Origin of the sequence: Delftia sp. DLF01, assembly GCF_014852125.1 — a bacterium.
GTDB lineage: Bacteria > Pseudomonadota > Gammaproteobacteria > Burkholderiales > Burkholderiaceae_C > Comamonas > Comamonas acidovorans.
This window is the reverse complement of record NZ_JACVAZ010000002.1, coordinates 966,601-991,415: the sequence shown is the minus strand read 5'-3', so window position 1 is coordinate 991,415 and position 24,815 is coordinate 966,601. Positions and strand designations below refer to the sequence as shown.

21 protein-coding genes are annotated in these 24,815 nt (G+C 68.1%); 8 read left to right on the top strand and 13 right to left on the bottom strand.

All coding sequences use genetic code 11. The annotated features are described in order from the left end of the window. Nucleotides 1–9 precede the first annotated feature (9 nt). The gene (locus IB269_RS12930; protein ID WP_192367322.1) at nt 10–993 is read right to left on the bottom strand and encodes an aldo/keto reductase; all 984 of its coding nucleotides are present in this window, start codon (nt 991–993) and stop codon (nt 10–12) included. Between the two features lie 136 nt (nt 994–1,129). Between IB269_RS12930 and IB269_RS12925 the strand changes: the two genes are divergently transcribed. Together IB269_RS12925 and IB269_RS12920 are read left to right on the top strand one after the other, a co-directional pair. Next, on the top strand, nt 1,130–2,032 hold the full coding sequence (locus tag IB269_RS12925) for a LysR family transcriptional regulator (protein ID WP_192367321.1): 903 nt from the start codon (nt 1,130–1,132) through the stop codon (nt 2,030–2,032). Nucleotides 2,033–2,096: 64 nt separating this feature from the next. Then, entirely contained in the window at nt 2,097–2,612 is a 516-nt protein-coding gene (locus IB269_RS12920) for a hypothetical protein (protein WP_016446600.1), read from the top strand. A 109-nt stretch (nt 2,613–2,721) separates the two neighbouring features. Here IB269_RS12920 and IB269_RS12915 read toward each other — a convergent pair whose 3' ends face one another. The 8 genes from IB269_RS12915 to IB269_RS12880 all read right to left on the bottom strand — a co-directional run bounded on the left by IB269_RS12915 (nt 2,722) and on the right by IB269_RS12880 (nt 12,420). Beyond that, nucleotides 2,722–3,711 (bottom strand): tripartite tricarboxylate transporter substrate-binding protein, encoded by a 990-nt coding sequence (locus IB269_RS12915; RefSeq protein WP_012203083.1) that lies wholly within the window; start codon nt 3,709–3,711, stop codon nt 2,722–2,724. 241 nt (nt 3,712–3,952) lie between these two features. After that, nucleotides 3,953–5,200 carry a phenylacetate--CoA ligase family protein gene (locus tag IB269_RS12910; protein WP_012203084.1) on the bottom strand — a complete coding sequence of 416 codons (1,248 nt, stop codon included), beginning with the start codon at nt 5,198–5,200 and terminating at the stop codon, nt 3,953–3,955. A gap of 53 nt (nt 5,201–5,253) precedes the next feature. Further along, a complete protein-coding gene (locus tag IB269_RS12905; RefSeq protein ID WP_016446597.1) occupies nt 5,254–6,087 on the bottom strand; it encodes an ABC transporter ATP-binding protein in 834 nt (277 codons plus the stop codon). A 173-nt stretch (nt 6,088–6,260) separates the two neighbouring features. Beyond that, nucleotides 6,261–7,577 (bottom strand): ABC transporter substrate-binding protein, encoded by a 1,317-nt coding sequence (locus tag IB269_RS12900; protein ID WP_012203086.1) that lies wholly within the window; start codon nt 7,575–7,577, stop codon nt 6,261–6,263. Between the two features lie 79 nt (nt 7,578–7,656). Beyond that, entirely contained in the window at nt 7,657–8,721 is a 1,065-nt protein-coding gene (locus IB269_RS12895; protein WP_012203087.1) for a branched-chain amino acid ABC transporter permease, read from the bottom strand. Between the two features lie 21 nt (nt 8,722–8,742). Further along, nucleotides 8,743–9,672, bottom strand: a complete 930-nt coding sequence (locus IB269_RS12890) for a branched-chain amino acid ABC transporter permease (RefSeq protein ID WP_012203088.1) — start codon at nt 9,670–9,672, stop codon at nt 8,743–8,745. Nucleotides 9,673–9,682: 10 nt separating this feature from the next. Beyond that, nucleotides 9,683–10,468, bottom strand: coding sequence for an ABC transporter ATP-binding protein (locus IB269_RS12885; protein WP_012203089.1), 786 nt, complete (start codon nt 10,466–10,468; stop codon nt 9,683–9,685). Nucleotides 10,469–10,482: 14 nt separating this feature from the next. Further along, the gene (locus IB269_RS12880; protein WP_013804349.1) at nt 10,483–12,420 is read right to left on the bottom strand and encodes an AMP-dependent synthetase/ligase; all 1,938 of its coding nucleotides are present in this window, start codon (nt 12,418–12,420) and stop codon (nt 10,483–10,485) included. 319 nt (nt 12,421–12,739) lie between these two features. Between IB269_RS12880 and IB269_RS12875 the strand changes: the two genes are divergently transcribed. After that, the gene (locus IB269_RS12875; protein ID WP_012203091.1) at nt 12,740–13,468 is read left to right on the top strand and encodes a Crp/Fnr family transcriptional regulator; all 729 of its coding nucleotides are present in this window, start codon (nt 12,740–12,742) and stop codon (nt 13,466–13,468) included. A gap of 28 nt (nt 13,469–13,496) precedes the next feature. Here IB269_RS12875 and IB269_RS12870 read toward each other — a convergent pair whose 3' ends face one another. From IB269_RS12870 to IB269_RS12860, 3 genes are read right to left on the bottom strand one after another with little or no spacing between them, the layout of a single operon-like run. Further along, complete coding sequence (locus IB269_RS12870; protein WP_192367320.1) at nt 13,497–14,705, bottom strand: CaiB/BaiF CoA transferase family protein; 1,209 nt, start codon at nt 14,703–14,705, stop codon at nt 13,497–13,499. After that, complete coding sequence (locus tag IB269_RS12865) at nt 14,705–15,712, bottom strand: Bug family tripartite tricarboxylate transporter substrate binding protein (protein ID WP_192367319.1); 1,008 nt, start codon at nt 15,710–15,712, stop codon at nt 14,705–14,707. The genes IB269_RS12870 and IB269_RS12865 overlap by 1 nt, the downstream gene beginning before the upstream one ends. Nucleotides 15,713–15,726: 14 nt before the next feature. After that, nucleotides 15,727–16,896 (bottom strand): acyl-CoA dehydrogenase family protein, encoded by a 1,170-nt coding sequence (locus tag IB269_RS12860; RefSeq protein ID WP_180318188.1) that lies wholly within the window; start codon nt 16,894–16,896, stop codon nt 15,727–15,729. Nucleotides 16,897–16,953: 57 nt separating this feature from the next. Here IB269_RS12860 and IB269_RS12855 point away from each other — a divergent pair, with 57 nt between their 5' ends. Continuing rightward, a complete protein-coding gene (locus IB269_RS12855) occupies nt 16,954–17,820 on the top strand; it encodes an IclR family transcriptional regulator (RefSeq protein ID WP_088165955.1) in 867 nt (288 codons plus the stop codon). 17 nt (nt 17,821–17,837) lie between these two features. Here the strand turns inward: IB269_RS12855 and IB269_RS12850 are convergent, their stop codons facing one another. Beyond that, on the bottom strand, nt 17,838–18,377 hold the full coding sequence (locus tag IB269_RS12850; RefSeq protein ID WP_013804344.1) for a hypothetical protein: 540 nt from the start codon (nt 18,375–18,377) through the stop codon (nt 17,838–17,840). A 545-nt stretch (nt 18,378–18,922) separates the two neighbouring features. Between IB269_RS12850 and IB269_RS29045 the strand changes: the two genes are divergently transcribed. The 4 genes from IB269_RS29045 to IB269_RS12830 all read left to right on the top strand — a co-directional run bounded on the left by IB269_RS29045 (nt 18,923) and on the right by IB269_RS12830 (nt 24,799). Further along, nucleotides 18,923–20,506, top strand: coding sequence for a pseudouridine synthase (locus IB269_RS29045; RefSeq protein ID WP_225614097.1), 1,584 nt, complete (start codon nt 18,923–18,925; stop codon nt 20,504–20,506). Between the two features lie 195 nt (nt 20,507–20,701). After that, nucleotides 20,702–21,199 carry a sigma-70 family RNA polymerase sigma factor gene (locus tag IB269_RS12840; protein WP_013804342.1) on the top strand — a complete coding sequence of 166 codons (498 nt, stop codon included), beginning with the start codon at nt 20,702–20,704 and terminating at the stop codon, nt 21,197–21,199. Further along, a complete protein-coding gene (locus tag IB269_RS12835; RefSeq protein ID WP_192367318.1) occupies nt 21,199–22,269 on the top strand; it encodes a FecR domain-containing protein in 1,071 nt (356 codons plus the stop codon). Before IB269_RS12840 ends, IB269_RS12835 begins: the two co-directional genes overlap by 1 nt. 118 nt (nt 22,270–22,387) lie before the next feature. Beyond that, nucleotides 22,388–24,799 carry a TonB-dependent siderophore receptor gene (locus IB269_RS12830; RefSeq protein WP_192367317.1) on the top strand — a complete coding sequence of 804 codons (2,412 nt, stop codon included), beginning with the start codon at nt 22,388–22,390 and terminating at the stop codon, nt 24,797–24,799. Nucleotides 24,800–24,815 lie beyond the last annotated feature (16 nt).

Here is a 24,815-nt window from a genome sequence, read left to right as displayed (position 1 = left end):
CCGGCCCCTTCAGGCGTTGATGCCCTTCATGCCTTCCTCCGTATAGCGCTGCCCGGCCACGGGCAGCTCGTCGCTGGCGCGCTGCAGCTCGTCCAGCTCGGCGGGGGTCAGTGCCACGGACAGCGCGCCCAGGTTGTCCTGCAGATGGGCGATGCGCCGGGTGCCCGGAATGGGCACCACGTCAGGCCCCTGGGCCAGCAGCCAGGCCAGGGCGATCTGCGCGGGCGTGCTGCCCTTGCGCTGCGCCAGGGCCGATACGGCGCCCACCAGGGCCTGGTTGGTGTCGATGTTGCCAGGCTGAAAGCGCGGCAGGCTGGCGCGGAAATCGCCCTGCTCGAAGGCCGTGCCTGCATGGAAGCGCCCCGTGAGAAAGCCGCGCCCCAGCGGCGAATAGGCCACCAGCCCCACGCCCAGCTCGCGGCAGGCGGGCAGCACCTCGTCCTCCACCTCGCGCGTCCACAGCGAATACTCGGTCTGCACCGCCGCCACCGGGTGCACGGCATGGGCTCGTCGCAGCGTGGCCGCGCTGACTTCGCACAGGCCGATGCGGGCGATCTTGCCTTCCTGCACCAGCTGCGCCAGGCCTTGCATGGTCTCTTCGATGGGGCGCGTGGCATCGACGCGGTGCACGTAGTACAGGTCGATGCGCTCCACGCCCAGGCGCCGCAGCGAGTCCTCGCAGCTTTGCCGTGCGTACTGCGCGCTGTTGTCGATGCTGCGCCGGTACTCGCCGGCCTTGCGCACGATGCCGAACTTGGTGGCGATCTTCACGCGCGGGCGGCGCGTGGCCAGGAAGCGGCCGATCAGCTCCTCGTTGTGGTGCGGCCCGTAGACATCGGCCGTGTCCAGGAAGTCGATGCCGGACTCCACGGCATGGTCCAGCGCCTGCAGCGCCAGGGCGTCGTCGCGCGGACCATAGAACTCGCTCATGCCCATGCAGCCCAGGCCCAGGGCGGACACCTGCAGGTCGTGGCCAAGTTTGCGTTGTTGCATTGCATATCCTCTTGCTGAAACAAGGGGCCAGTATGGTTTTCCGAAGCAGCCTTGCCTACTGACAAAATCGCGCTTTGATCTTCCGTTTTCGGAAAGCATTTCCGAAAAATATTCCCGAAAACAAAGGAGCATTCCATTGCAGTGGGACGACGCCCGCATCTTCCTGGCCATTGCCCGCGCCGGCAGCCTGAGCGGTGCCTCGGCCGCGCTGGGGCTGGGCGTGGCCACGGTCTCGCGCCGGCTGGACCGGCTGGAGTCCGCGCTGGCCATGCCGCTGTTCAGCCGCCACCAGAGCGGCTATCGGCTCACCGCTGACGGCCAGGCGCTGCTGGCCCCGGCCGAGGCGCTGGAGCAGGCGGCCCAGGCCCTGGGCGATGCCGCGCAAAGCCAGGCGCAGGTCGCCGGCGTGGTGCGGCTGGCCACGGCCGAGAACCTGGCCAACCCGCTGATCGCGCCCTCGCTGGTCCCTCTGTTCGCCCGCCATCCAGGTCTGCGCGTGCAGCTGGTCAGCGGCGTGCAGACGCTGAACCTGCACCGGCGCGACGCCGACCTGGCCGTGCGCATGACCCAGCCCGAGGCCGGCCACCTCACGATACGGCGCCTGGGCACGCTGGGCTTCGGCCTGTATGGATCGGCCGGCTATGTGCAAGGCCGCGCAGGCGAAAACGGAAGCGCGGGCACCCACGGCTCGGACCCGTTCGAGGGCGACGCCTTCATCGGCTGGGACGACAGCCATGCCCACCTGCCCGCCGCACGCTGGATGGCGCGCGCCCTGCACGGGCGTCCCTGCCGGCTGGAGACCAATACCCTGTCCGCGCAGCTGGCCGCGGCCCAGGCCGGCCTGGGCCTGGCCGTGCTGCCGCATTTCCTGGCGCGGCAGGCGGGGCTGGTCTGCGTGGAGCCGCAGCTGGGCACCGACCAGCCGATCTGGCTTGCCATGCATGCCGACCTTGCCCATTCGCGGCGCGTGCGAGCCGTGGCCGACCACCTCATTGAACTGTTCGAGCGGCGGCATGCCGAACTCGAAGGCCCGGCCTGAGCCGCAGCAGGGGCCGCGCGCCGTGTTAAACACGCACGCAGATTGCGAGAAAGAAAGGACTTCCATGCACCGCCTCCGTCATTCCTCCCGATTCCTGCCCTGGCTGGGCGCGCTGGCCGCCACGCTGGCGCTGGCCGCCTGTGCCGACAGGCCCAAGGCGCCCACCGGCCCGCAGGCGCCCCCGGGAGCGGCGGCTGCCGTGTATTCGCTGCTGTTTCTGGACAACGCCTCCAACCTCGGCCCCAAGGCGGCGGCCTACTGCATAGGCAACGGCCGGGGATGGGCGCTGCTGGACCCCGATGCGGGCACGCTGGCCCTGCTCAGCGGCCAGAGCCAGGTGCGGCCGGCTTCGGCCTGCGATGTGGGCAAGGGCGGCGAGCAGGTGCTGGACCGGGCCAGCGGCCGGCCGGCGCTGATGTTCGGCGTCGAGCTCGTGCACTGCACGGCCTCGGGATCGCAATGCCTGATGCGCGGCAGCTACTACGAAGGTCCCGGCAACACGCAGAGCAACCTCTACAACGCAAGCCAGCGCGGCGGCAGCTGGCAGGCCGTGATGGCGCTGCGCGGGCCGGCGCCCTGAGCCCTGCATCTCTGCTGTCGCGCGGCTCCCGCCAACGAAAAAGCCCGGCCGAAGCCGGGCTTGATCGTGGTTGCAACCGGGCGATCCGTCGCGGTGGTGGTCCTCGGGATCAGTCGGCGTAGGTGCCGGCTGCCTTGATGACCTTGCCCCACTTCTCGATCTCGGCCTGGACGAACTTCTTGTGGCCTTCGGGCTCGATGCGGCCGTCGCTGGCGATCACGGCGCCCAGGGCTTCCTGGCGCTTGATGAACTCGGGGTCCTTCAGGGCGGCCTTCATGGCCTCGTTGACCTTCTTGACGATGTCGGCCGGCGTGCCCTTGGGCGCGTACAGGCCGTGCCAGATGGTGACCTGGAAGTCGGGCACGCCCACTTCGGCCAGCGTCGGCAGGTCCTTGAGCGCGGGCATGGTCAGGCGCTTGGGCGTGGTGACGGCATAGGCCTGCACCTTCTTGGCCGTGATCTGGCCCGTGGTGTTGGTGGTCTGGTCGCACAGCAGGTCCACCTGGTTGCCGATCAGGTCGGCAATCGCGGGGGCGGCGCCCTTGTAGGGCACGGGCGTCATTTCCGTCTTCATGGACGCCTGCAGCATCAGGCCGCACAGGTGGGAGGCGGAACCGATGCCGGCATTGGCCAGGTTGACCTTGCCCTGGTTCTTGCCGATCCAGTCCTTGACCTCGGCGAAGTTCTTGGCCGGCAGGCTGGGGCGGCCGATCAGGGTCATGGGCACGTCGTTGATGATGCCGGCGTACTCGAAGTCGTTGAGCACGTTGAACGACAGCTTGCGGTACAGCGACGGGATCGTGGACATGCCGATGTGGTTGATCAGCAGCGTGTAGCCGTCAGGACGGGCACGTGCGGCCTTGGCCGTGCCGATGGTGCTGCCGGCGCCGTCGGCGTTGTCCACCACGATGGTGGCATTGTTCAACTGCTTGCGCATGGACTCGGCCAGATCGCGGGCCACCTTGTCGGTCGGGCCGCCTGCGGTGAACGGCACGATGAGGGTGATCGTCTTGCCTGCGGCAGGATAGTCCTGCGCGTGGGCGCCAAGGGCTGCACCGGCTGCCAGCGCAATGGCTGCGATCTTGAACAATGCTTTCATAGTGTCTCCAAGTAAATAGCGTGCAAATGATAGGGGGCGATGCGCATTTGCCTTCGAGGGCAAACACGCAAGAGAAACCGAATGCACGAGGAGACGGATTTTAAGAATTGTTTCTATTGCGCCGCAGCAGATTCCCTTGCCATTGATCTAGTGCAAACCCTGGGAGTCTTGACAGGCGTCATGTTTTCAGGGTCTGCGAATGCTGCTCGGCGGCGAGGCCGCCGTCCCCGCACCCCGGTGGCTACTTGTACGACCTCGCGTCTTCAATGACCTTCCCGTCATTGGGCAGGGTGCCCGGCAGCACCATCTGCACATCGCCGCGCAGCTTGGTGACTTCGCGCACGGCATCGGACAGTTGCTGGGCCAGGCCCGGTGAGGTTTCGCGGGTTTCGACCAGCAGCTGCATCTGGTCGTTGGCCATCTCGCCCGTGACCACCAGCCGCGCGCGCCCCACCTGGGGGAAGCGGCGCACGACGTCGGCAATCTGGCCCGGGTGCACGAACATGCCGCGCACCTTGGTGGTCTGGTCGGCGCGTCCCATCCAGCCCTTGATGCGTGCGTTGGTGCGGCCCGTGGGGCACTGGCCGGGCAGCACGGCAGAGAGGTCGCCCGTGCCGAACCGGATCAGCGGGTAGTCGGGGTTGAATGTGGTGATCACCAGTTCGCCCACCTCGCCGGGGGCCACCGGGTCGCCCGTGCCGGGGCGCACGATCTCGACGATGACCTGCTCGTCCAGCACCAGGCCTTCGCGGGCCTCGGTCTCGTAGGCGATCAGGCCCAGGTCGGCCGTGGCGTAGCACTGGTAGCCCGCGATGCCGCGCTCGGCCAGCCAGTCGCGCAGCGAGGGCGGGAAGGCCTCGCCCGAGACCATGGCCTTGGTCACGGAGGGGATGGGCAGGCCCATCTCCAGGGACTTTTCCACAATGATCTTGAGGAAGCTGGGCGTGCCCACGTAGCCGGCGGGCCGCAGGTCGGCCATGGCCTGCACCTGCTGCTCGGTCTGGCCCGTGCCGCCTGCGAACACCGTGCAGCCCAGCGCATGGGCGCCGCTTTCCATCATCGAGCCCGCAGGCACGAAGTGGTAGCTGAAGCAGTTGTGCACCAGCTCGCCGGGTCGAAAGCCCGAGGCATGCAGCGCGCGCGCCATGCGCCAGTAGTCGGGGCGGCGGCTTTCGGGCTCGTAGATGGGGCCGGGGCTGCAGAACAGGCGCGGCATGGGCTGGCCCAGGCCAATGGCGTTGAAGCCGCCGAAGATCTGCGCGGGCCGCTGCTCGGCCTGGCGCTGCAGCAGCTCGTACTTGCGCGTCACCGGCAGGCGGGCCAGGGCCTCGCGGCTGGTGATCTGCGCGGCATCGACGCCGGCCAGGATCTGGGCGAAGGCGGCAGAGTGTTGCTGCGCATGGGCGATCTGCCGGGGCAGGGCGGACAGCAGCGCCGCTTCGCGTTCGTCAGGGGTGCGCGTCTCCAGCGCGTCGTAGAAGGCACTCATGGCTAGTCCTGTGGAAGAAGGGTCTGGGGCAGGGGCTGGGAAATGTCCGCCGGTCAGGCCAGCCAACGTTTTCTGCGCTTGTAGCTCTTGACGTCCTTGAAGCTTTTCCGCTCGCCGCCGCCCACGCCCAGGTAGAACTCCTTGACGTCCTCGTTGCTGGCCAAGTCCGAGGCCGCGCCGTCCATGACGATGCGGCCGCTTTCCATGATGTAGCCGTAGTCCGAGTACTTGAGCGCCATGTTGGTGTTCTGCTCGGCCAGCAGGAAGGTGACCTTTTCCTTGCTGTTGAGGTCGCGGACGATGTTGAACACCTCCTCGACGATCTGCGGGGCCAGGCCCATCGAGGGTTCGTCCAGGAGCACCATGCGCGGATTGGCCATCAGCGCGCGGCCGATGGCGCACATCTGCTGCTCGCCGCCCGAGGTGTAGGCGGCCTGGGAGGTACGGCGCGTCTTCAGGCGCGGAAAGTAGTTGTAGACCTTCTCGAGGTTGGCTGCTATCTCGCCCTTGTCAGTGCGCGTGTAGCTGCCGGTCATGAGGTTTTCCTCGATGGTCAGGTGGGCGAAGCAGTGCCGCCCCTCCATGACCTGGACCACGCCGCGCTGCACCAGCTCGGAGGGCGTGAGGCTTTCGATGCGCTCGCCCTCCAGCTCGATCGTGCCCTTGGTCACCTCGCCACGCTCGCCCTTGAGCAGGTTGGAGATGGCGCGCAGCGTCGTGGTCTTGCCCGCGCCGTTGCCGCCCAGAATGGCCACGATGCTCTCGCGCGGCACCTGGAGCGAAACGCCCTTGAGCACCAGGATCACATGGTTGTAGATGACTTCGATGCCATTGACCACGAGCAGCGGATCGCTGGCGGCCGGGGCGGAGGTGGGTGCGGTGGTCATGGCGTCGTCCATGGGCGTTGATACGAAAGCGGAGTGCGGGGCCGCAACTCTCGAAGCATCTCTGCGCGGGGCATGCCCCAACTCAGGGACACCGAGGAAGGGCCGCCCCGCACCGAGGGTGTCGTCCCCCTCCCCCGCGAAGCGGGTAGAGAGGGGGAAGGCGCGCAAGCGCCTCAGGGGGTGCAAGTTCTAGCTTTTACGTTCTTTTCCTTGGCGTACTTGTCCGCGTACTCCTTGACCAGCGGTTCGACCATGGACTTGTCGGCCTGGTACCAGTCGGAGACCACCTTCCACTTGGCGCCGTCCCACTGGGCGATGCGCGACCAGTCGGTGCCCAGGTGGTTGTCGCAGCTGGTCTTGACGGGGCGGATGATCTTGCCGAAGCCCAGCTCGTTGAGGCGCTCCTGCGTGAGGTTCAGGTTCTCCAGGCCCCAGCGCACCTGCTCGGAGGTCATGACCTTGCCCTTGCCGTACTTTTCCTGTGCCGTGCGGATGGCCTCCACCTGCAGCATGGAGATCACCATGCCGCGCGTGTGGGCCATGGCGCCCAGTTCCTTGGCGTCGGTGGCCGTGCCCTGGCCCTTGTCGTAGACCATGGACTTGACCTCGTCGTGCACCTTGTCGTGCTCGGCCGTGTTGTGGATGGTCACGGTGTTGTAGCCCTTGGCGCCGGCGCCGATGTCCTTTACGTCATGGTCCGAGCCGGCCCACCAGATGGCGTACATCTTCTCGCGCGGATAGCCGGTGGCCTGCGCCTCGCGCACGGCCGTGGGCGTCATCACGCCGGCCGACCACAGCAGCACGTAGTCGGGGCGCTGCTGGCGGATCTGCAGCCAGGTGGACTTCTGCTCCACGCCGGGCGCCGTCACGGGCAGCAGGGTCAGGTCGAAGCCTTCCTTGGCAGCGCGCTTTTGCAGCAGCGGAATGGGTTCCTTGCCGTAGGGCGAGTCGTGGTAGACCAGGGCGATCTTCTTGCCCTTGAGGCTGCCCTTTTCCTTCTTGAGGATGTCCTGGATGATGGAATCGGCCGCTGTCCAGTAGTTGCCCAGCAGCGGGAAGTTCCACTCGAAGACCTTGCCGTCGGCCGACTGCGACAGACCGTAGCCCGTGGTGATGATGGGCATCTTGTCGCCGGGCGCCTTGTCCGTCACGGCGAACGTGATGCCGGTGGACTGCGGATCGAAACCGGCAGCGCCGCCGCCCTTGCCCTTCAGGCGCTCATAGCACTCCACGCCCTTGGCCGTGTCGTAGGCCGTCTCGCATTCCTCGTAGGCGATCTTCACGCCATTGATGCCGCCCTTGGCGTTGACCAGCTTGATGTAGTCCTGCTTGCCATCGGCCCATGGAATGCCCAGCGGCGCGAACTGGCCCGTGCGGTAGACCAGCAGCGGCACGAACTGGTCCTGGGCCTGTGCGGCAGGGGCGGCCACGAGAGCGCCGATTCCAGCAGCGACCGTGGCAGCGGCGATGGCGACTTTCTTGAACATCATGACGTTGTCTCCTAGTTGGCTGGGGAAGATTCCCCGGTTATCCGGCACTCTGTGGCGCCCTGTCTCGATACAGATCAACTCAATGCGGGAAGGGCCAGACGCGCAGCTTCTGGCGGGCTGTGGCCCACAGTTTTGCCAGGCCATGCGGCTCCACGATCAGGAAGAACACGATCAGCGCACCGAAGATCATGTGCTCCAGGTAGGTCGCCGTGGCCGTGGACAGCGGCAGGCCCATCCAGTGCGGCACCTGGGTGAGCAGCAGCGGCAGCAGCACGAAGAAGGCCGCGCCGAAGATGCTTCCCACCACCGAACCCAGGCCGCCGATGATGATCATGAACAGCAGCTGCAGCGAGCGGTCCAGGCTGAAGGCCGCAGGCTCCCAGGCGCCCAGGTGAACGAAGCCCCACAGCGCGCCGGCCACGCCGACGATGAAGCTGCTCACGGCAAAGGCGCTGAGCTTGGCGTAGGTCGGGCGGATGCCGATCACGCTGGCGGCCACGTCCATGTCGCGCATGGCCATCCACTCGCGGCCGATGGCGCCGCGCACCAGGTTCTTGGCGGCCAGGCCCAGCACGCACAGGATGCCCAGGCACAGCAGGTACTTCTCCATGGGCGTGTCGATCTTCCAGCCCATGATGGACAGCGGACCCGCGCTCACCGAGCCCGAGGAAGAGTTGTTCGTCACCCAGGCCGCGCGGCTGGCCAGCCAGTCCACGAAGAACTGGGCGGCCAGCGTGGCCACGGCCAGGTACAGGCCGCGGATGCGCAGGCTGGGCAGGCCGAAGATCACGCCGAAGACCATGGCGAGCACGCCGCCGCCGATCAGGGCCACCAGCAGCGGCATGCCCTCGAAGCGCACCTGCAGGTTGTAGGCCGCGTAGGCGCCCACGGCCATGAAGGCGCCGGTGCCCAGAGAGATCTGGCCGCAGTAGCCGACCAGGATGTTCAGCCCCAGCGCCGCCAGCGACATGATCAGGAAGGGGATCAGCACGGCCTGGAAGGTGTAGTCGCTGACGCTGAAGGGAATCACCAGGAAGGCGACGGCCAGCAGCGCCACGATGGCCCAGCGGTCCTGGGCGACGCCGAAGATCTGCTGGTCGGATGCGTAGGTCGTCTTGAATTGACCGTTCTCACGATAAAACATGGTGCAAGTTCTCCGTAACGGTCAAACGCGATCAATGATTTTGTCGCCGAACAGCCCTTGGGGCCGCACGAGCAGGAAGCACAGGGCAAGGCCGTAGGCGAACCAGGTCTCGATGCCGCCGCCGACCATGGGGCCCAGGTAGACCTCGGAGAGCTTCTCGCCCACGCCGATGATCAGGCCGCCGATGATGGCGCCGGGCAGCGAGGTCAGGCCGCCCAGGATCACCACGGGCAGCGCCTTCAGGGCCACCAGCGACAGCGAGTACTGCACGCCCAGCTTGGAGCCCCAGATGATGCCCACCACCAGGGCCACGCCGCCGGCCACCGACCAGACGATGACCCAGATGCGCGACAGCGGGATGCCGATGGACTGGGCCGCCTGGTGGTCGTCGGCCACGGCGCGCAGCGCGCGGCCGGTCTTGGTCTTCTGGAAGAACACGCTGAGCGCGGCCACCAGCAGCGCGGCGATGCAGGCCGCGTACAGGTCTTCCTGGCTCAGCAGCACGCCGCCCTGGAACAGGCCCTCGAGGATGAACATGGGGTCCTTGGGCATGCCCACGTTGATGCTGTAGACGGCGCTGCCGAAGATCATCGGGCCCAGGCCGTCCAGCAGGTAGGCGATGCCCAGCGTGGCCATCAAGAGCGTGATGGGCTCCTGGTTGACCAGGTGGCGCAGCGCCAGCCGCTCGATCACCCAGGCCACGACCACCATGATGGCCAGCGACACGCAGATGGCCAGCAGGTTGGTGAACCAGCCCGGCTCCATGCCGATCCACTTCGGAATCCACTCGGAAAAGCGCGCCATGGCCAGGGCCGAGAACAGCACCATCGCGCCCTGGGCGAAGTTGAACACGCCCGAGGCCTTGAAGATCAGCACGAAGCCGATGGCGATCAGCGCGTACAGCGTGCCCACCATGAGGCCGCCGAACAAGGTTTCCAGAAAAAATCCCATGTCAGTCCCCTCAATGGCCTGTGCCAAGGTAAGCGCGGATCACGTCTTCGTTCTGGCGCACCTCGTCGGGTGCGCCGTCGCCGATCTTCTTGCCGTAGTCCAGCACCACGACGCGGTCGCTGATGTCCATGACCACGCCCATGTCGTGCTCGATCAGCACGATGGTGGAGCCGAACTCGTCGTTGACATCGAGGATGAAGCGGCACATGTCCTGCTTTTCCTCCACGTTCATGCCGGCCATGGGCTCGTCCAGCAGCAGCACCTGCGGCTGCATGGCCAGGGCGCGGCCCAGGTCCACGCGCTTTTGCAGGCCGTAGGGCAGCTGGCCCACGGGGGTCTTGCGGTAGGCCTGGATCTCCAGGAAGTCGATGATGTGCTCGACGAACTCGCGGTGGCGGATCTCCTCGCGCTGGGCCGGGCCCAGGCGCAGGGCCTGCATCAGGATGCCGCTTTTGATCTGCAGGTTGCGGCCGGTCATGATGTTGTCGATCACGCTCATGCCCTTGAACAGCGCCAGGTTCTGGAAGGTGCGCGCCACGCCCATCTCGGCCACCTGGCGGCTGTTCATGTGGCTGAAGGTCTTGCCCCGGAAGGTGATCGATCCCTCGGACGGCGTGTACACGCCGTTGATGCAGTTGAGCATGGAGCTCTTGCCCGCGCCGTTGGGGCCGATGATGGAGCGGATCTCGTGCTCGCGCACATCGAACGAGATGTCCGTCAGCGCCTTCACCCCGCCGAAGCGCAGGCTGATGTTCTTGATGTCGAGGATGACATCGCCGATCTTCTTGTGGGTCATGTCAGCGGCTCCGGTCAGGCCCTGGCGGTGGCAGCCACCGAATGGGTTTTGGCATCGATGATGGACAGCGTGGCGCTGACGCTGCCGGTGCGGCCGTCCTCGAACTTGACCTGTGTCTCGATGAACTGCTCACGCTTGCCCGTGTACAGCGCATCGACCAGCACGCCGTACTTGTCGGCAATGAAGCCGCGGCGCACCTTGCGCGTGCGGGTCAGCTCGTCGTCGTCGGGGTCCAGCTCCTTGTGCAGCACCAGGAAGCGCGCCACCTGCGTGTCGGCCATGCCGGCTTCGGCGGCCAGGTCGGCGTTCACCTGGGCCACGCAGTCGGCCACCATCTCCAGTACCTTGGCCTTCGATGCCAGGTCCACATAGCCGCCATAGGGCAGGCCCTGGCGCTCGGCCCAGTTGCCCACGGCCTCGTAGTCGATGTTGATGAAGGCGCAGACCTGGTCGCGGCCGTGGCCGAAGCACACCGCCTCCTTGATCTGGGGGAAGAACTTGAGCTTGTTCTCGATGTAGTTGGGCGCGAACATGGCGCCCCGGCTGGTCTTGCCCACGTCCTTGGCGCGGTCGATGATGCGCAGCTGGCCGCTGGCGTCGATCACGCCGGCATCTCCCGTGTGGAACCAGCCGTCGGCATCCACCACCTCGGCCGTGGCGTCGGGGCGCTTGTAGTACTCCTTGAGCACGGACACGCCCTTGAGCAGCACCTCGCCGTTGTCGGCGATCTTCAGCTCGATGCCCGGTGCGGCCTGGCCCACGCTGCTCAGCTCCACCTGCCCGTCGCGCTGTATGCACACATAGGCGCAGGTCTCGGTCTGGCCGTAGAGCTGCTTGAGGTTGATGCCGATGGAGCGGAAGAAGCGGAACAGCTCGGGCCCGATGGCCGCACCCGCCGTGTAGGCCACGCGGATGCGCGACAGGCCCATGGCATTGCGCAGCGGCCCGTAGATGCACAGGTCGCCCAGCGCGTACTTCAGGCGGTCCAGCGTACCCACCTTCTTGCCGTCCAGGATGTCCGAGCCCACGCGGCGCGCCACGGCCATGGCGCGGCCGTACATCCATTGCTTGAAGGGCGCGGCATCCTCCATGCGGATGGACACCGAGGTCAGCATGCCCTCGAAGATGCGCGGTGGCGCGAAGTAGTAGCTGGGGCCGATCTCGCGCAGGTCGATGGACACGGTCGAGGCCGACTCCGGGCAGTTGATGGTGAAGCCCGCCACCAGCCACTGCGCGAAGGAGAAAAGGTGGTCGCCCACCCAGGCCGGTGGCAGGTAGGAGATCACGTTGTCGCCGGGGCCCAGGCGGTCCACCTGCACGCCGCCGCGTGCCGACTCGCCAAAGCTGCGGTGCGTCTGGCACACGCCCTTGGGCTTGCCGGTCGTGCCCGAGGTGTAGAGGATGACCGAGACATCGTCGGGCGACAGCGCGGCCAGCATCGCATCCCAGGCGCCCGGGTGTGCGGCATCCCACTCCTGGCCCTTTTGCAGCAGCGCCTCGGTGCTGATCAGCCCGGGCTGGTCGTAGTGGCGCAGGCCGCGCGGGTCGTCATAGATGATGTGGCCGAGGCCGGAGACGCTCTCGCGCACCTCCAGCAGCTTGTCGACCTGCTCCTGGTTCTCGGCAAAGGCGAAGTCGATCTCGGCATCCTCGATGACGAAGCGCATCTCGGCGGCCACGGCATCCTGGTACAGCGGGATCGGTACGCCGCCCAGCGCCTGCACGGCAATGAAGCCCATGTAGACATGGGGCCGGTTGTCGCTGATGAAGGCCAGATTCTGGCCGCGTGCCAGGCCCAGCGCCGCCAGGCCGCAGGCCATGTGGCGCACGGTCTCGGCGGCCTCGCTCCAGCTCCAGGTCTGCCAGATGCCGTATTCCTTCTCGCGCAGCGCCGGCGCCTGGGGGCGCTGGGCGGCATGCTGGAGCAGCAGGTGCGGGAACGTGGTCGTCATTCCATGTCCTTGGATGTTCGTGAATGGTGGTCGCATGGTGCAGATGCCCAGGCTGTGACCTACCGGCTTGGACTGCATCCTAGGACTGGCTTTGACGCCGTGGTGTCTGTTTGACGACAATCCGCGGGAAACTCATCATCGGGAAAACGCGCCGTAACAAAAGGTGCCAAAACGGTCTCATGTCCCGCTTGGGGGCTTGCGCATCCGGGAATGTGCGCGTGCCGCGGTCCTTCTGGAAATCCCGCTCACGCCAGCCACCGGGCTCGGGCAATGCTTGGGTGGTTTTGATGATTGATCCGCGCACCCTCGCCGCGACTCCATGAGCCAAGAACTGTCACTGCACCAGCGCCGCCGCGCGCCCCGGCCCGAGGAACTCGAAGGCATTCCCTGGCTGGCCGTACTCCAGCCCGCCGAGCGCGAACGGGCCCAGAAGGCGCTGGTCGTCGGCGACGCCCAGCCCGGCGACTATGTCTGCCGCACCGGCCGCGCGCCCACCTACTGGTTCGGAGTGGTCGAAGGCCTGCTCAAGATGAACACCGACGGCGCCGATGGCGCCAGCATGACCCTGGCCGGCCTGCCCCCGGGCGGCTGGTTCGGCGAAGGCACGGCCGTCAAGCGCGAGCCCTATCGCTACAACGTGCAGGCCATACGCCGCAGCGTGGTCGGCGGCCTGCCGATCGAGACCTTCCACTGGCTGCTGGACCACTCCATCGGTTTCAACCGCTTCGTCATGAGCCAGCTCAACGAGCGCCTGGGCCAGTTCATCTCGGCCCGCGAAATCGACCGCCTCACCAACCCCGACCTGCGCGTGGCCCGCAGCCTGGCCGCGCTCTTTCACCCGCTGCTGTACCCGGGCGTGGGCGAGGTGCTGCGCATCACCCAGCAGGAGCTGGCCTACCTGGTGGGCCTGTCGCGCCAGCGCGTCAACGAGGCGCTGTCCGTGCTGCAGCGCGAAAACGCCATCGTCGTGGAGTACGGCGGCCTGCGCGTGCTTGACCTGGAAGCGCTGCGCAGCGGGCTGTTTGCGGCGGCGCGGCGGGCGGCCTGACGCTGCCCGCTGCCACTGACTTGCGGCCTCAGATCACGCCTTCGCGCCGCAGCCTCTCCTGCTGCTGCGCATCCAGCCCCAGCGCCGCATAGATGCGTGCATTGTCCTGGCCGGTGGCCGGGCCGCTGCGGGGCGAAGGGGCCTGGCGGCCCGTGAAGCGTGGCACGGGCGCGGGGGCGGTGAGGGGGCCCAGGTCAGGGTCGGGCAGGGTGATGAAGCTGCCGCGCTCCACGAAATGCGGGTCCTGCAGCGCGTCCTCGGCCGAGCAGACCTTGCTGAACGGAATGTCGTGCGCGGCCAGCGCGGCCGTGGCCTGGGCGCAGTCCAGGGCTGCGCACCATTGCACGATCTGCGCATCCAGCGCCTGTAGGTGGCGTATGCGCGCGGCGTTGTCCGCAAAGCGCGGGTCGGCGGCCAGCTCGGCGCGGTCCATGGCCTGGCACAGGCGCGTGAAGATGGCGTCGCCCGTGGCGACCACGGTGAGCCAGGCGCCGTCGCGCGTGCGGTAGACGTTGGAGGGCGCCGTGTAGCCCGCGCACGATCCCGTGCGGCTGCGTGCCTGTCCGCCCAGCTGGAATTCGGCCGCCAGCGGGTCCAGCAGGCGCAGCATGGCTTCGGTTGCCGACAGGTCGATTTCCACACCGCGCCGTTCGCCCGGCGGCTGCGCGTTGCGCTCGGCCAGTGCGGCCGCGATGGAGAAGGCGCCGAACAGGCCGGCCACGGCATCGCCCAGCGGGTAGTTCATGTGCTGGGGCGGGCCGCCCGCCTCGCCCGTGAGGTGGGCGAAGCCGCTCATGGCCTCGAAGATGCGCGCAAAGCCCGGCCGGCGCGCATAGGGGCCGGTCTGGCCGAAGCCCGTCAGGCGCAGCACGATGAGGCGCGGGTTGCGGGCATGCAAGGTGGCCAGGTCCAGCCCCCAGCGGTCCAGCGTGCCGGTGCGGAAGTTCTCCACGAGCACGTCGAAATCCTCGATCAGCCGCAGGAACAGCATGCGGCCCTCGGCCTTGCGCACATCCAGCGAGATGCCCTGCTTGCCCCGGTTGGCGGTTTTCCAGAACACGGCGTGGCCGTCGTGCACGGGGGCCAGGCTGCGCAGCGTGTCGCCGCCGCCGGGCAACTCCAGCTTGACGACATCGGCGCCCAGGTCGCCGCACAGCGTGGCCGAGAAGGGGGCGGCCAGCACCGTGGCCATGTCGAGGATGCGCACACCCTCCAGCGGATAGCCTTGGCGCTGCATCAGTTGCCTTTCAGGTCCACGTTCTTCAGCACGGGCTCCCAGGCGCGGCGGTCTTCGGCCACGCGCTTGTGGAAGTCTGCCGTCTGCGTGGGCAGCGGCGTGGCACCCAGGCGCGCCAGCTTGTCGCGTGTCTCGGGCAAGGCCATGGCCTTGGCCAGCGCCTGGTTGAGCGTGGCCACGATCTGCTGCGGCGTGCCCTTGGGCGCGGCCAGACCCACCCACAGGCCGGTGTCCAGCCCGGCCACGCCCAGCTCGGCAAAGGTGGGAATGTCGGGCGCTGCGGGCGAGCGGCTCTTGCCGGTCTGCGCCAGGATGCGGATCTGCCCGCCCTGCATGTAGGGCAGGGTGCCGCCCAGGTTGTTGCACATCACCGGGATGTGGCCGGCCATGAGGTCGTTGACGGCCGGGGCGTTGCCCTTGTAGGGCAGGTGCTGCATCTTCGTGCCGAGCCGGTGGTTGACCATCTCGCAGACCAGGTGCGAGGGCGTGGCCGTGCCGGCCGAGCCGAAGGACAGCGTGCCGGGCCTGGCCTTGTCGGCCGCCACCAGTTCGGCCAGCGTGCGGTAGGGGGTCTTGGCGTTGACGGCGATGACGTTGGGCAGGTCGGCCACCAGGCCGATGTACTCGTAGTCGGTCAGCGGGTTCCACTTGAGGTTGGCGTGCACATGGGGCAGGAAGACATTGCTCAGGCCCGCCATGAGCAGGGTGTAGCCATCGGGCGCCGCGCGCGCAACGAGTTCCGAGCCGACCAGGCTGCCCGCGCCCGGCTTGTTCTCCACCACCACCGGCTGGCCCAGGGCCTGGCCCAGTTCCACCGACAGCGCGCGGGCCACGAGGTCGGTGCTGCCGCCTGCGGGAAAGGGAACGATCACGCGCACGGGCCGATCGGGAAAAGTCGCCTGGGCCGTCTGTGCCGCTTGGGCCGCTTGGGCAGCCTGCGCGCAGGCACACAGCGCGGCCAGCAGGCCCAGGGTGGCCAGGTGCTTCGAGGTGAGGGGGTGTGTCATGGGGGCCTCCGGTGTCAGGCGCTCTCGCGCAGCATGAGCTTGGCGATGTTGAGCTGGTGGATCTGGCTGGTGCCTTCGTAGAGGCGGAAAAGGCGCACGTCGCGGAAGTAGCGCTCGATGGGGCTGAAGTCGGCCACATAGCCCGCGCCGCCGAACATCTGCACGGCGCGGTCGGCCACGCGGCCGCACATCTCGGAGGCGAAGTACTTGCACATGGAGGCGGACAGCGCCACGTCCTCGCCCCGGTCGCGGGCGCGGGCGGCCTCCAGGATCATGGATTGCGCCGCGAAGATCTCGGTGCGGCTGTCGGCCAGCATGGCCTGCACCAGTTGGAAGTTCGCCACCGGCTGGCCGAACTGCTCGCGCTGGCGCACATGGGCCAGCGCCAGGTCCAGCATGCGGATCGCCGGCCCCGTGCACAGCGCGGCCAGGTGCAGGCGCTGCTTGTTGAGCACCTTCATCACGGTCTTGAAGCCCTGGCCCTCGCGCCCGCCGATGATCTGGTCGGCCGGCACGCGGCAGTCCTGGAAATGCACGTCGGACACGGGCGAGCCCGCCTGGCCCATCTTGCGATAGGGCTGGCCCGTCACCAGGCCCGGCGAGCGCTCCACGAAGAAGGCCGTCAGCCCCTCGCTGCCCGTGCTGCCTTCGCCGGTGCGGGCGATGACGGTGAAGACATCGGCCAGCGGCGCATTGGTGATGAAGCGCTTGCTGCCGTTGAGCACGTAGTGGTCGCCCTCGCGGCGCGCCGTGGTCTGGATGTTGCTCGCCTCCGAGCCCGCGTCCGGCTCGGTCAGCGCCAGGCAACCCGTGAGCTCGCCGCGCGCCATGCGCGGCAGCCAGCGCTGCTTTTGCGCCTCGGTGCCGTCGGCCACCAGGGCTTCCGAGCCAATCCCGGTGTTGGTGCCCACGCGGGCCCGCAGCGCCACCGAAGCCTGGGACAGCTCGAAGGCGCAGCGCACCAGCTCCTCGGTGCTCAGGCCCAGGCCGCCATAGGCCTGGGGAATGCTCCAGCCGAAATAGCCCTTGTCGCGCAGCTCCTGGACCACGGCGGGCGGAATGCTGTCGTCGCGCTCGATCTGCTCTTCGAGCGGATGCCAGCGGTGGCGCACGAAATGGCGGATGTCTGCAATCAACGCCTGCAGGCGGGCGTCGGCGGGATGGGGGGTGGGGGCTTGGCTCATGGGCCGCACTGTAGGAAGCGCGGGCACCAGGGCTGCAATGCAGTTTCAAATATTGAAATGCAGTTGCGGCTTTGCGGCCGTGGTCCGCACAATCGCCACGTGCCCCACACCCCCATTGCCCACCAACCCAGGGACTCGCAGGATGTCTGCCGCATCCGCGAGCAGGACCCGTATTTCGCGGGCACGCTGGCCAAGGGGCTGATGATTCTCCAGTGCTTCGTCAGCGACCCGCGCCCGCATGCCAACAGCGAGCTGGCCCGCCGCCTGGGCCTGCCGCGCCCCACCGTGTCCAGGCTGTGCCGCAGCCTGCAGACCATGGGCTACCTGGACCATGACGAGCGGCTGGACCGCTACTTCGTCGGCCCGGCCGCCGTCGCCCTGGGCTACCCCTATGTGATCAATACGCCCTTGCTCGGCCCGCTGCGCCTGCCCATGCAGGCGCTGGCCGACCGTGTGAAGGGGGCGGTGTCGGTGGGCGTGGTCATGGACCTGGATGTGGTCTATCTGGATACCTGCGCCTGGGAGGGCGGCACGCTCAAGCGACCCGGCGTGGGCGCCGTGCGCGGCGTGCTGGAAACGGCCATGGGCCGGGCAGGGCTGGCCCAGCTCGATGCAGGGGAACTGCAGCGCTTCCTGGACCGCGTGCGCAGCCAGCGGCCCGAGGAATATGCGCGCTGCAGGGACAACGCCAGCGAAAGCCTGGCGCACTATGCCGCCCGGGGCTTCGCGGTCAACATGGGCGACTCCGGCCTGGGCGTGTGCGCCGTGGGTGCGGCCTCGCGCATCCGCTATGGTTCGCGCCGCCTGCTGTTCAACTGCGCTGTGCCGGGCCTGCGCATGCCGGCCCGCACGCTGATCCGGGATGTGGGCCCCCAGTTGGCGCAGTTGGTGGCCCTGTGCGACCGGCTGCCCGTGGACCGCTGATCTGCGGGCCTGGCGCTTCAGAAAGCGGCCAGCACGATGCCGATGGCCAGCAGCACGCCGAAGGAGATCCAGCCGTTCTTCTGGTCCAGGCCGCCGATCTGGCGCAGCGCCTCTTCGCGCGCAGCGCCCACCAGGCCCCTCTGGTTGATCTGCTGTATGCGCGTGACCAGCCATTGCAGGTAGGTGCGCTTGACCGTGAACGAGATGGCCACCGCGATGCCGAGCACGCGCCCGGCGCCGCCCGTGCCGGGCATCAGCAGATTGATGATCAACAGGGTGATGAAGGCCACCACGGCATAGGCGTAGACGCGGCGCGCAATGGCCCAGGAAACGCCCATGAAGGGAATGGCGGTCCAGCAGGGACTCATGGATGCGAAAAAGCCCTTTTTCCCGCTGACCATGCGCTCCCACAGTGGCCGGTATTTTTCAGCATTCGGACCGATGGCGGTCTCCATATCGGACCACTCGATTCCAGTCAAGTCCGGCTTGGTGATAAGCAGCGCCTTGAATTGTTCTTTCAATGGAGTGGAATTCGATAGGTTGGGTGTATCGCTCATGGTTTTCCTTGTTGAATGAGGCGGGAGTCCGGGCGGGATGGTCTGGATACCGCAGCAGGCGCTGCGCGAAGGGCTGTTGTCTCGAAAAAGCCCCCCGTTTCTGGACGGGCGCCATTCTATGGGGAGATGTATGGGCAATGGCAAGCCCAATGGGTTGATTTGCAATCGCCAATGAATGAAATCGCCCAAATAAAATACAGTTTTTTACATATCGCATGCCGTGCATTGCAAGATCCTAATCGGCCGGATTGAAGATGTTTTTCCGATGTGATTCGCTTCTTGTCGATTTTTCATTGAGGATTCATCCGGTTGTGCATATCGCGCCGGATACAGCGATTGGGATGGGTCGGCCGCCAGGCGCATTGCATGGACATGAATGAGTGGTGCGGAACATGGCGAGCCCGCCGGGGCGCAGGGCCGGGCGGCGGGGCTGGCAAGGGGCCCCTGGCGGCCTGCCCGCAGGCCGCCCGATAGCCGAGCGCAATGCCCGTATTGGCCGCAGGGCGCAGCCGCTGCGGGCCTTGCCGCGCGACAATGGCGGTCTAATGTCATCCCCTACTTCTTCCAAACCGTCCCGGCCCGGCGCCGACGAGGCGGCAGCGCCCTCCGCGCGCCCTGTGCTGCGCCGCCCCGAAAAGCCACAGGCCGAGCCGGCTGGCGATGCCCGCCGTCCTTCGGGTGGCGCGGGCAAATCTGCGGGCGCACGCGGCGGCCCGCGCAGTGACCGCAACGACCGCAATGAACGTGGCGGCGACCGTGGCGGCCGCAATGATCGCTACGAGCGCTCCGACCGCCGTGATGCCCCCCCTCGCGGCGATGCCCGCGGTGCGGCTCCCCGAGGCGATGCCCCCCGCGGTGCAGCACCCCGCGACGACGCCCGTGACCAGCGCCCGCGCAGCAGCGGTTTCGGCCGTGCCGAGGACCTGGACCGTTCCCAGCCGCGTGGCGACTGGCGCGAACAGGGCAGCGGCGAGAACCGTGCCCCGCGCGAGCAGCGCGACATGCGCGATGCCCGCCCCCCGCGCCCGCCCCGCCCGGACGATCGCCGCGACCGGCCCTATGGCCAGCGCGATGAGCGTCCGCGTGATGGCCAGCGCGACGGTCCCCGTGACGGCCCGCGTGAAGGTGGTTTCCGCGACCGTCCCCGTGACGACGCCCGCGGCCCCCGCCGTGACGATGCGCGCGGACCGCGCCGCGACGACGCCCGTGGTCCCCGCCGTGATGACGCCCGTGGCCCGCGCCGCGACGAGGCGCCCCAGGCCGAGCCCGCCTACCGTCCGCTCAGCGGCATCCGCACCTACCGTCCCGCCGACGGTGGCGCCAGCCGCGAAATCCCCGTCAAGCGTGCTCCTGAGCCGCTGCAGGAGCAGGTTCCCGGTGGCGTGCGCATCAACAAGCGCCTGGCCGACATGGGCCTGTGCTCGCGCCGCGAAGCCGACGAGTGGGTGGACAAGGGCTGGGTCCGCGTCAACGGCGAACTCGCCGTGATGGGCCAGAACGTGGTGGCGGCCGACCGCATCACCGTCGAGCGCGAAGCGCGCGAGCGCCAGGACCAGCAGGTCACCATCCTGATCCACAAGCCCATGGGCTATGTCAGCGGCCAGGCCGAGGACGGCCACGAGCCCGCCGTGGTCCTGGTCACGCCCCAGAACCACTGGAACCAGGACACCAGCCGCACGCGCTTCAACTTCGCGCAGCTCAAGGGTCTGGCGCCCTGCGGCCGGCTGGACATCGACTCCGTGGGCCTGCTGGTCATGACCCAGGATGGCCGCGTGGCGCGCCAGATCATTGGCGAAGACTCGGAGATGGACAAGGAGTACCTGGTGCGCGTGACCTACGGCGACCGCGACATCGACGTGCAATCCGTGTTCCCGGCCGAGCAGCTGGCACGCCTGTGCCATGGCCTGTCGCTGGACGGCGAGGCACTCAAGCCCGCCAAGGTGGACTGGCAGAACCCCGAGCAGCTGCGCTTTGTGCTGACCGAAGGCAAGAAGCGCCAGATCCGCCGCATGTGCGAACTGGTGGGCCTGCGCGTGGTGGGCCTCAAGCGCATCCGCATCGGCCGCGTGACGCTGGGCAATCTGCCTGTGGGCCAGTGGCGCTACCTGGGTGCACACGAGAATTTTTAGCACCCCCTGAGCGGCTGCGCCGCTTCCCCCTCTCTCGCTTCGCGGGAGGGGGACGGCACCCTCGGTGCGGGACGGCCCTTCCTCGGTGCCCCTGATTTGGGCAGCGACGGTTTTGAGCTCGTGTTTAGAATGCGAACCATTCTCAAACGAGCTTCAGCGCTGCGGCACGCCAGTCCGGGGCGCGTCCGTCTTTTCATGCGCGCACCGGCCGATCCCGTACACACCCTCTATGTCGAACACCACGGCTGGCTGCAAGGCTGGCTGCGCCGCAAGCTGGGCAATGTGTTCGAGGCTTCCGATATCGCGCACGACACTTTCGTCAACGTGATCACTTCGGGCATGGCCGGCCGCATCGAGCAGCCGCGCCCCTTTCTGGCCACCGTGGCCCGCCATCTTGTGATCCGCCAGCACCGGCGCCGGCTGCTGGAGCGCGCCTATCTCGACACCCTGGCCCTGTTGCCCGCTGAACTTGCCCCTTCGCCCGAAGAGCGGCTGATCGCCCTCGAATCGCTGCAGGCCGTGGACCAGGCGCTGGACGCGCTGGCGCCCAAGGTGCGCGAGGCCTTCCTGCTGGCCCACCTCGAAGGCCTGAGCTATGCGGACATCGCCACGCGCCTGGGCGTGTCCATGACCAGCGTCAAGCGCTACCTGGCCCAGGGCTATGAGCGCTGCTTCGTGCTGGCGCTGTCCTGATGGCGCCGGTGCCTCCTTCCGATCCTCGGCGCCTGTCCAGCGCCGCGCCGCTACCCGGCAGCAGTATCCAGGCGCCCCAGGCGCTGGGCCGGCCCTTGCCGGCCGGCGTGGCGCGGGCGGCGGCCGGCTGGTTTGCGCTGCTGCAATCGGGCCAGGCCTCGGCCGCCGACAGGGCGCGCTGGCAGCGCTGGCTCGATGAAGACGCCGACCATGGCCGCGCCTGGGCCCATCTGCAGGCCGTCACGGGCGCGCTGACGGGGCTCAACGCCGGTGGCGCGGGCTATCGCAGCCTGTCCGCCGCTCCCCGGGCTGCGCGGCGGCGCCTGCTGGGCCTGTTTGCGGGCCTGGGCACGGCGGCCGGCGCGGGCTGGCTGGCCAGCCGCACGCCGCAGTGGCAGCAGATGGCGGCCGACTACGCCTCGGGCACGCAGCGCCGCCGCTGGACCCTGCCCGACGGCACGGACATGCTGCTGGGCCCCGGCAGCGCCGTGGCCTTGCAGTTCGACGGCAGCGAACGCCGGCTGCGCCTGCTGGCTGGCGAGGCGCTGTTCACCACCGGCCATCCCGCAGGAACGTTGGGCGATCTGCCCTTTGTGGTGGAGACCGCCCACGGCCGCGTGCGCGCCCTGGGCACGCGCTTCATGGTGCGCAGCAACCATGCAGGTGCGCGCGTGGCGGTGTTCGAGCGCGCCGTGGAACTGCGCACGGCCGGTACAGGCGCATCCGCACGGCGTCTGCAGGCGGGCGAGGCCATGGACTTCACGCGCACGGGCTGGAGCACGGTGCAGCCGGCCGGCCCTGCGGACGACGCCTGGAGCCGGGGCCAATTGTGGGTGGACAACCAGCGCCTGGACGACTTCCTGGCCGAGCTCAACCGCTACCGCCCCGGCTGGCTGCACGCCGATCCGGCCGTGGCCGGGCTGCGGTTCTCAGGCGTGTTCCCGCTGGACGAAGGCGGCATCGATGGCACGGACGCCGTGCTGGCCATGCTGCCCGGTGCGCTGCCCGTGCAACTGCGCTGGCGCACGCGCTGGTGGGTGGTGGTGGAGCCTGCGCAGGCGCGCGGCTGAGGCTTTTTCTTCCTTTTCGTTTTTTTTGCGCCGGGGGTGACCCGATTTCCCGCGCCGCGCTTCCTTGCTTCCGAGAGCTTTGATTTTCGACATCGGAACACAGGGAGAACCCAGGACCATGCAACCCCTTTTCATGCCCCGCCCCGCGCTGGCGCTGGCCATCGCGCTCATGCCTGCCGCCGTGCTGGCCCAGGCCCAGCGCAGCTATGACGTCGCTGCCGGCCCGCTGGATGCCGCCTTGCGCAGCACGGCCGCCCAGGCCGGCGTGGCCCTGATCTTCACGGCCGATCAGACGGCCGGGCAGCGCAGCGCGGGCCTGCGCGGCAGCTACACGGTGGAGGCTGCCTTCGAGGCACTGCTGGCCGGCACCGCCTGGCAGGCCGTGCGCCAGGCCAGCGGCGCCTATGCGCTGCGGCGCGTGGAGCAGGTGGTGCCCGCTGCCGCTGCAGGCGCCACGCTGGCCACGGTCAACGTGACGGCGGCTGCCGAGCGCAGCGCGGTCTCCGAAGGCACGGGCTCCTACGCCACGCGCCAGTCCAGCACGGCCACACGGCTGGGCCTGTCGCAGCGCGAGACGCCGCAGTCCGTCAGCGTGGTCACGCGCCAGCTCATGGACGACCAGGGCCTGACCAGCCTGCCGGAGGTGCTGGAGAAGACGCCCGGCATCACCGTGGGCCGCAACGACAGCGAGCGCACCACCTTCTACTCGCGCGGCTATGCCATCGAGAATTTCCAGTTCGACGGCGTGCCCAACACCATGGACTCGGCCAACCAGTACACCACCTCGCTGGCCGACAGCGCCATCTATGACCGCGTGGAAGTGGTCAAGGGAGCGACCGGCCTGCTCACGGGCGCGGGCTATCCGTCGGCCGTGGTCAACCTGGTGCGCAAGCGGCCCACCAAGACCTTCCAGGCCTCGGCCGAGGCGGCCATCGGCAGCCATGACCGGCTGCGCGGCGTGGGCGACATCTCCGCGCCGCTGACCGAGGACGGCCGCGTGCGCGCCCGCGTGGTGGCCGTGGCGCAGAACGCCAAGTCCCATGTGGACGACTACAGCCGCAACGTGCGCAGCCTGTACGGCATCATCGAGGCCGACCTGGGTCCCAGCACCGTGGCCAGCCTGGGCATTGACCACATGCAGACGCGCGCCAACGGGGCCAGCTTCGGCCACATCCCGCTGTTCTTCAAGGATGGCAGCCGCACGCATTTCCCGACCTCGCTGAACCCGGCCGCGCGCTGGTCGTACTGGGACAACGACAGCACCAACCTGTTTGCCGAACTCAAGCACAGTTTCGGCAATGGCTGGAAGGCGGACCTGTCGGCCAGCCGGCTGCGCCAGTCGCGCGACGTGGAGGTCGGCGTGGCCGCCCACGGCATGGTGGACCCGGTCAGCGGCCTGGGCATCAACATGCTGTCCAACAAGATTCCCACCGATGCCACCACGCAGGCCGTGAATGCGGCGCTGTCCGGGCCGTTGCAGCTGTTCGGGCGCGAGCACGAGCTGTCGTTCGGCGCCAGCTGGTCGCGCCAGCGCCGCCATGCGCCCGGCTACACCAACGCCTACGGCCCCGTGGGCAACTACTTCGAGTGGGACGGCCAGGTGCCCCGGCCCGATTTCCAGCTGCGCGACCACCGCATGACGCGCATCGTGGAAAAGGGCGTCTTCGGCGCCGCGCGCCTGCGGCCCACGGACGAGCTGTCCGTGATCCTGGGTGCGCGCGTGAGCTGGTACGACATGCTGGACGACACCACGGGCCTGGACGGCAGCTACGGCGTGAACAACGCGCTGCGCGTGGCGCACAAGACCGTGCCCTATGCAGGCGTGGTCTATGACCTGAACCGCCAGCTGTCGCTGTACGCCAGCCAGACCGATATCTTCAATCCGCAGACCTACTACAAGGACGCAGCCGGCAGCCCGCTGCCGCCACTCACCGGCCGCAGCCGCGAAGTGGGCGTGAAGGGCGAGTTCCTGGACGGCCGGCTCAACGCCTCGCTGGCGCTGTTCCACATCCAGCAGCGCAATGCCGCGCAGTACGTCAGCGCCAATCCGGAAACCGGGGAAGAGGTCTATGCGGCCATCGACGGCGTGACCAGCAAGGGCGTGGAGATGGAAGTCTCAGGCAGCATCACGCCGGCCTGGAACATCTACGGCGGCTACACCTACCGTACCTCGCGCGCACCGGCCCAGCCCGATGTGATCCTCAGCGCTGTCAACACCAACCAGCCGCGCCACCTGTTCAAGCTCAGCACCAGCTACCGTCTCAACCCGCAGTGGACCGTGGGCGGCTCGCTGGCCTGGCAGAGCCTGACCTACTACCAGCAATCCTCCGCCCCCTATGCACGCGCCGACCAGCGCGCCTATGCGCTGGTGGGCCTGATGGCGCGGTACGACGTGGACCGCCAGTGGTCGGTGACGCTGAACGTCAACAACCTGTTCGACAAGACCTATATGCCGGGCCTGGGCTCCTATGGCACAGGCGTGTATGGCGATCCGCGCAATGTGCTGGTCACGGCCCGCTACAGGTTCTGATGCGGCTGCCTGGCGG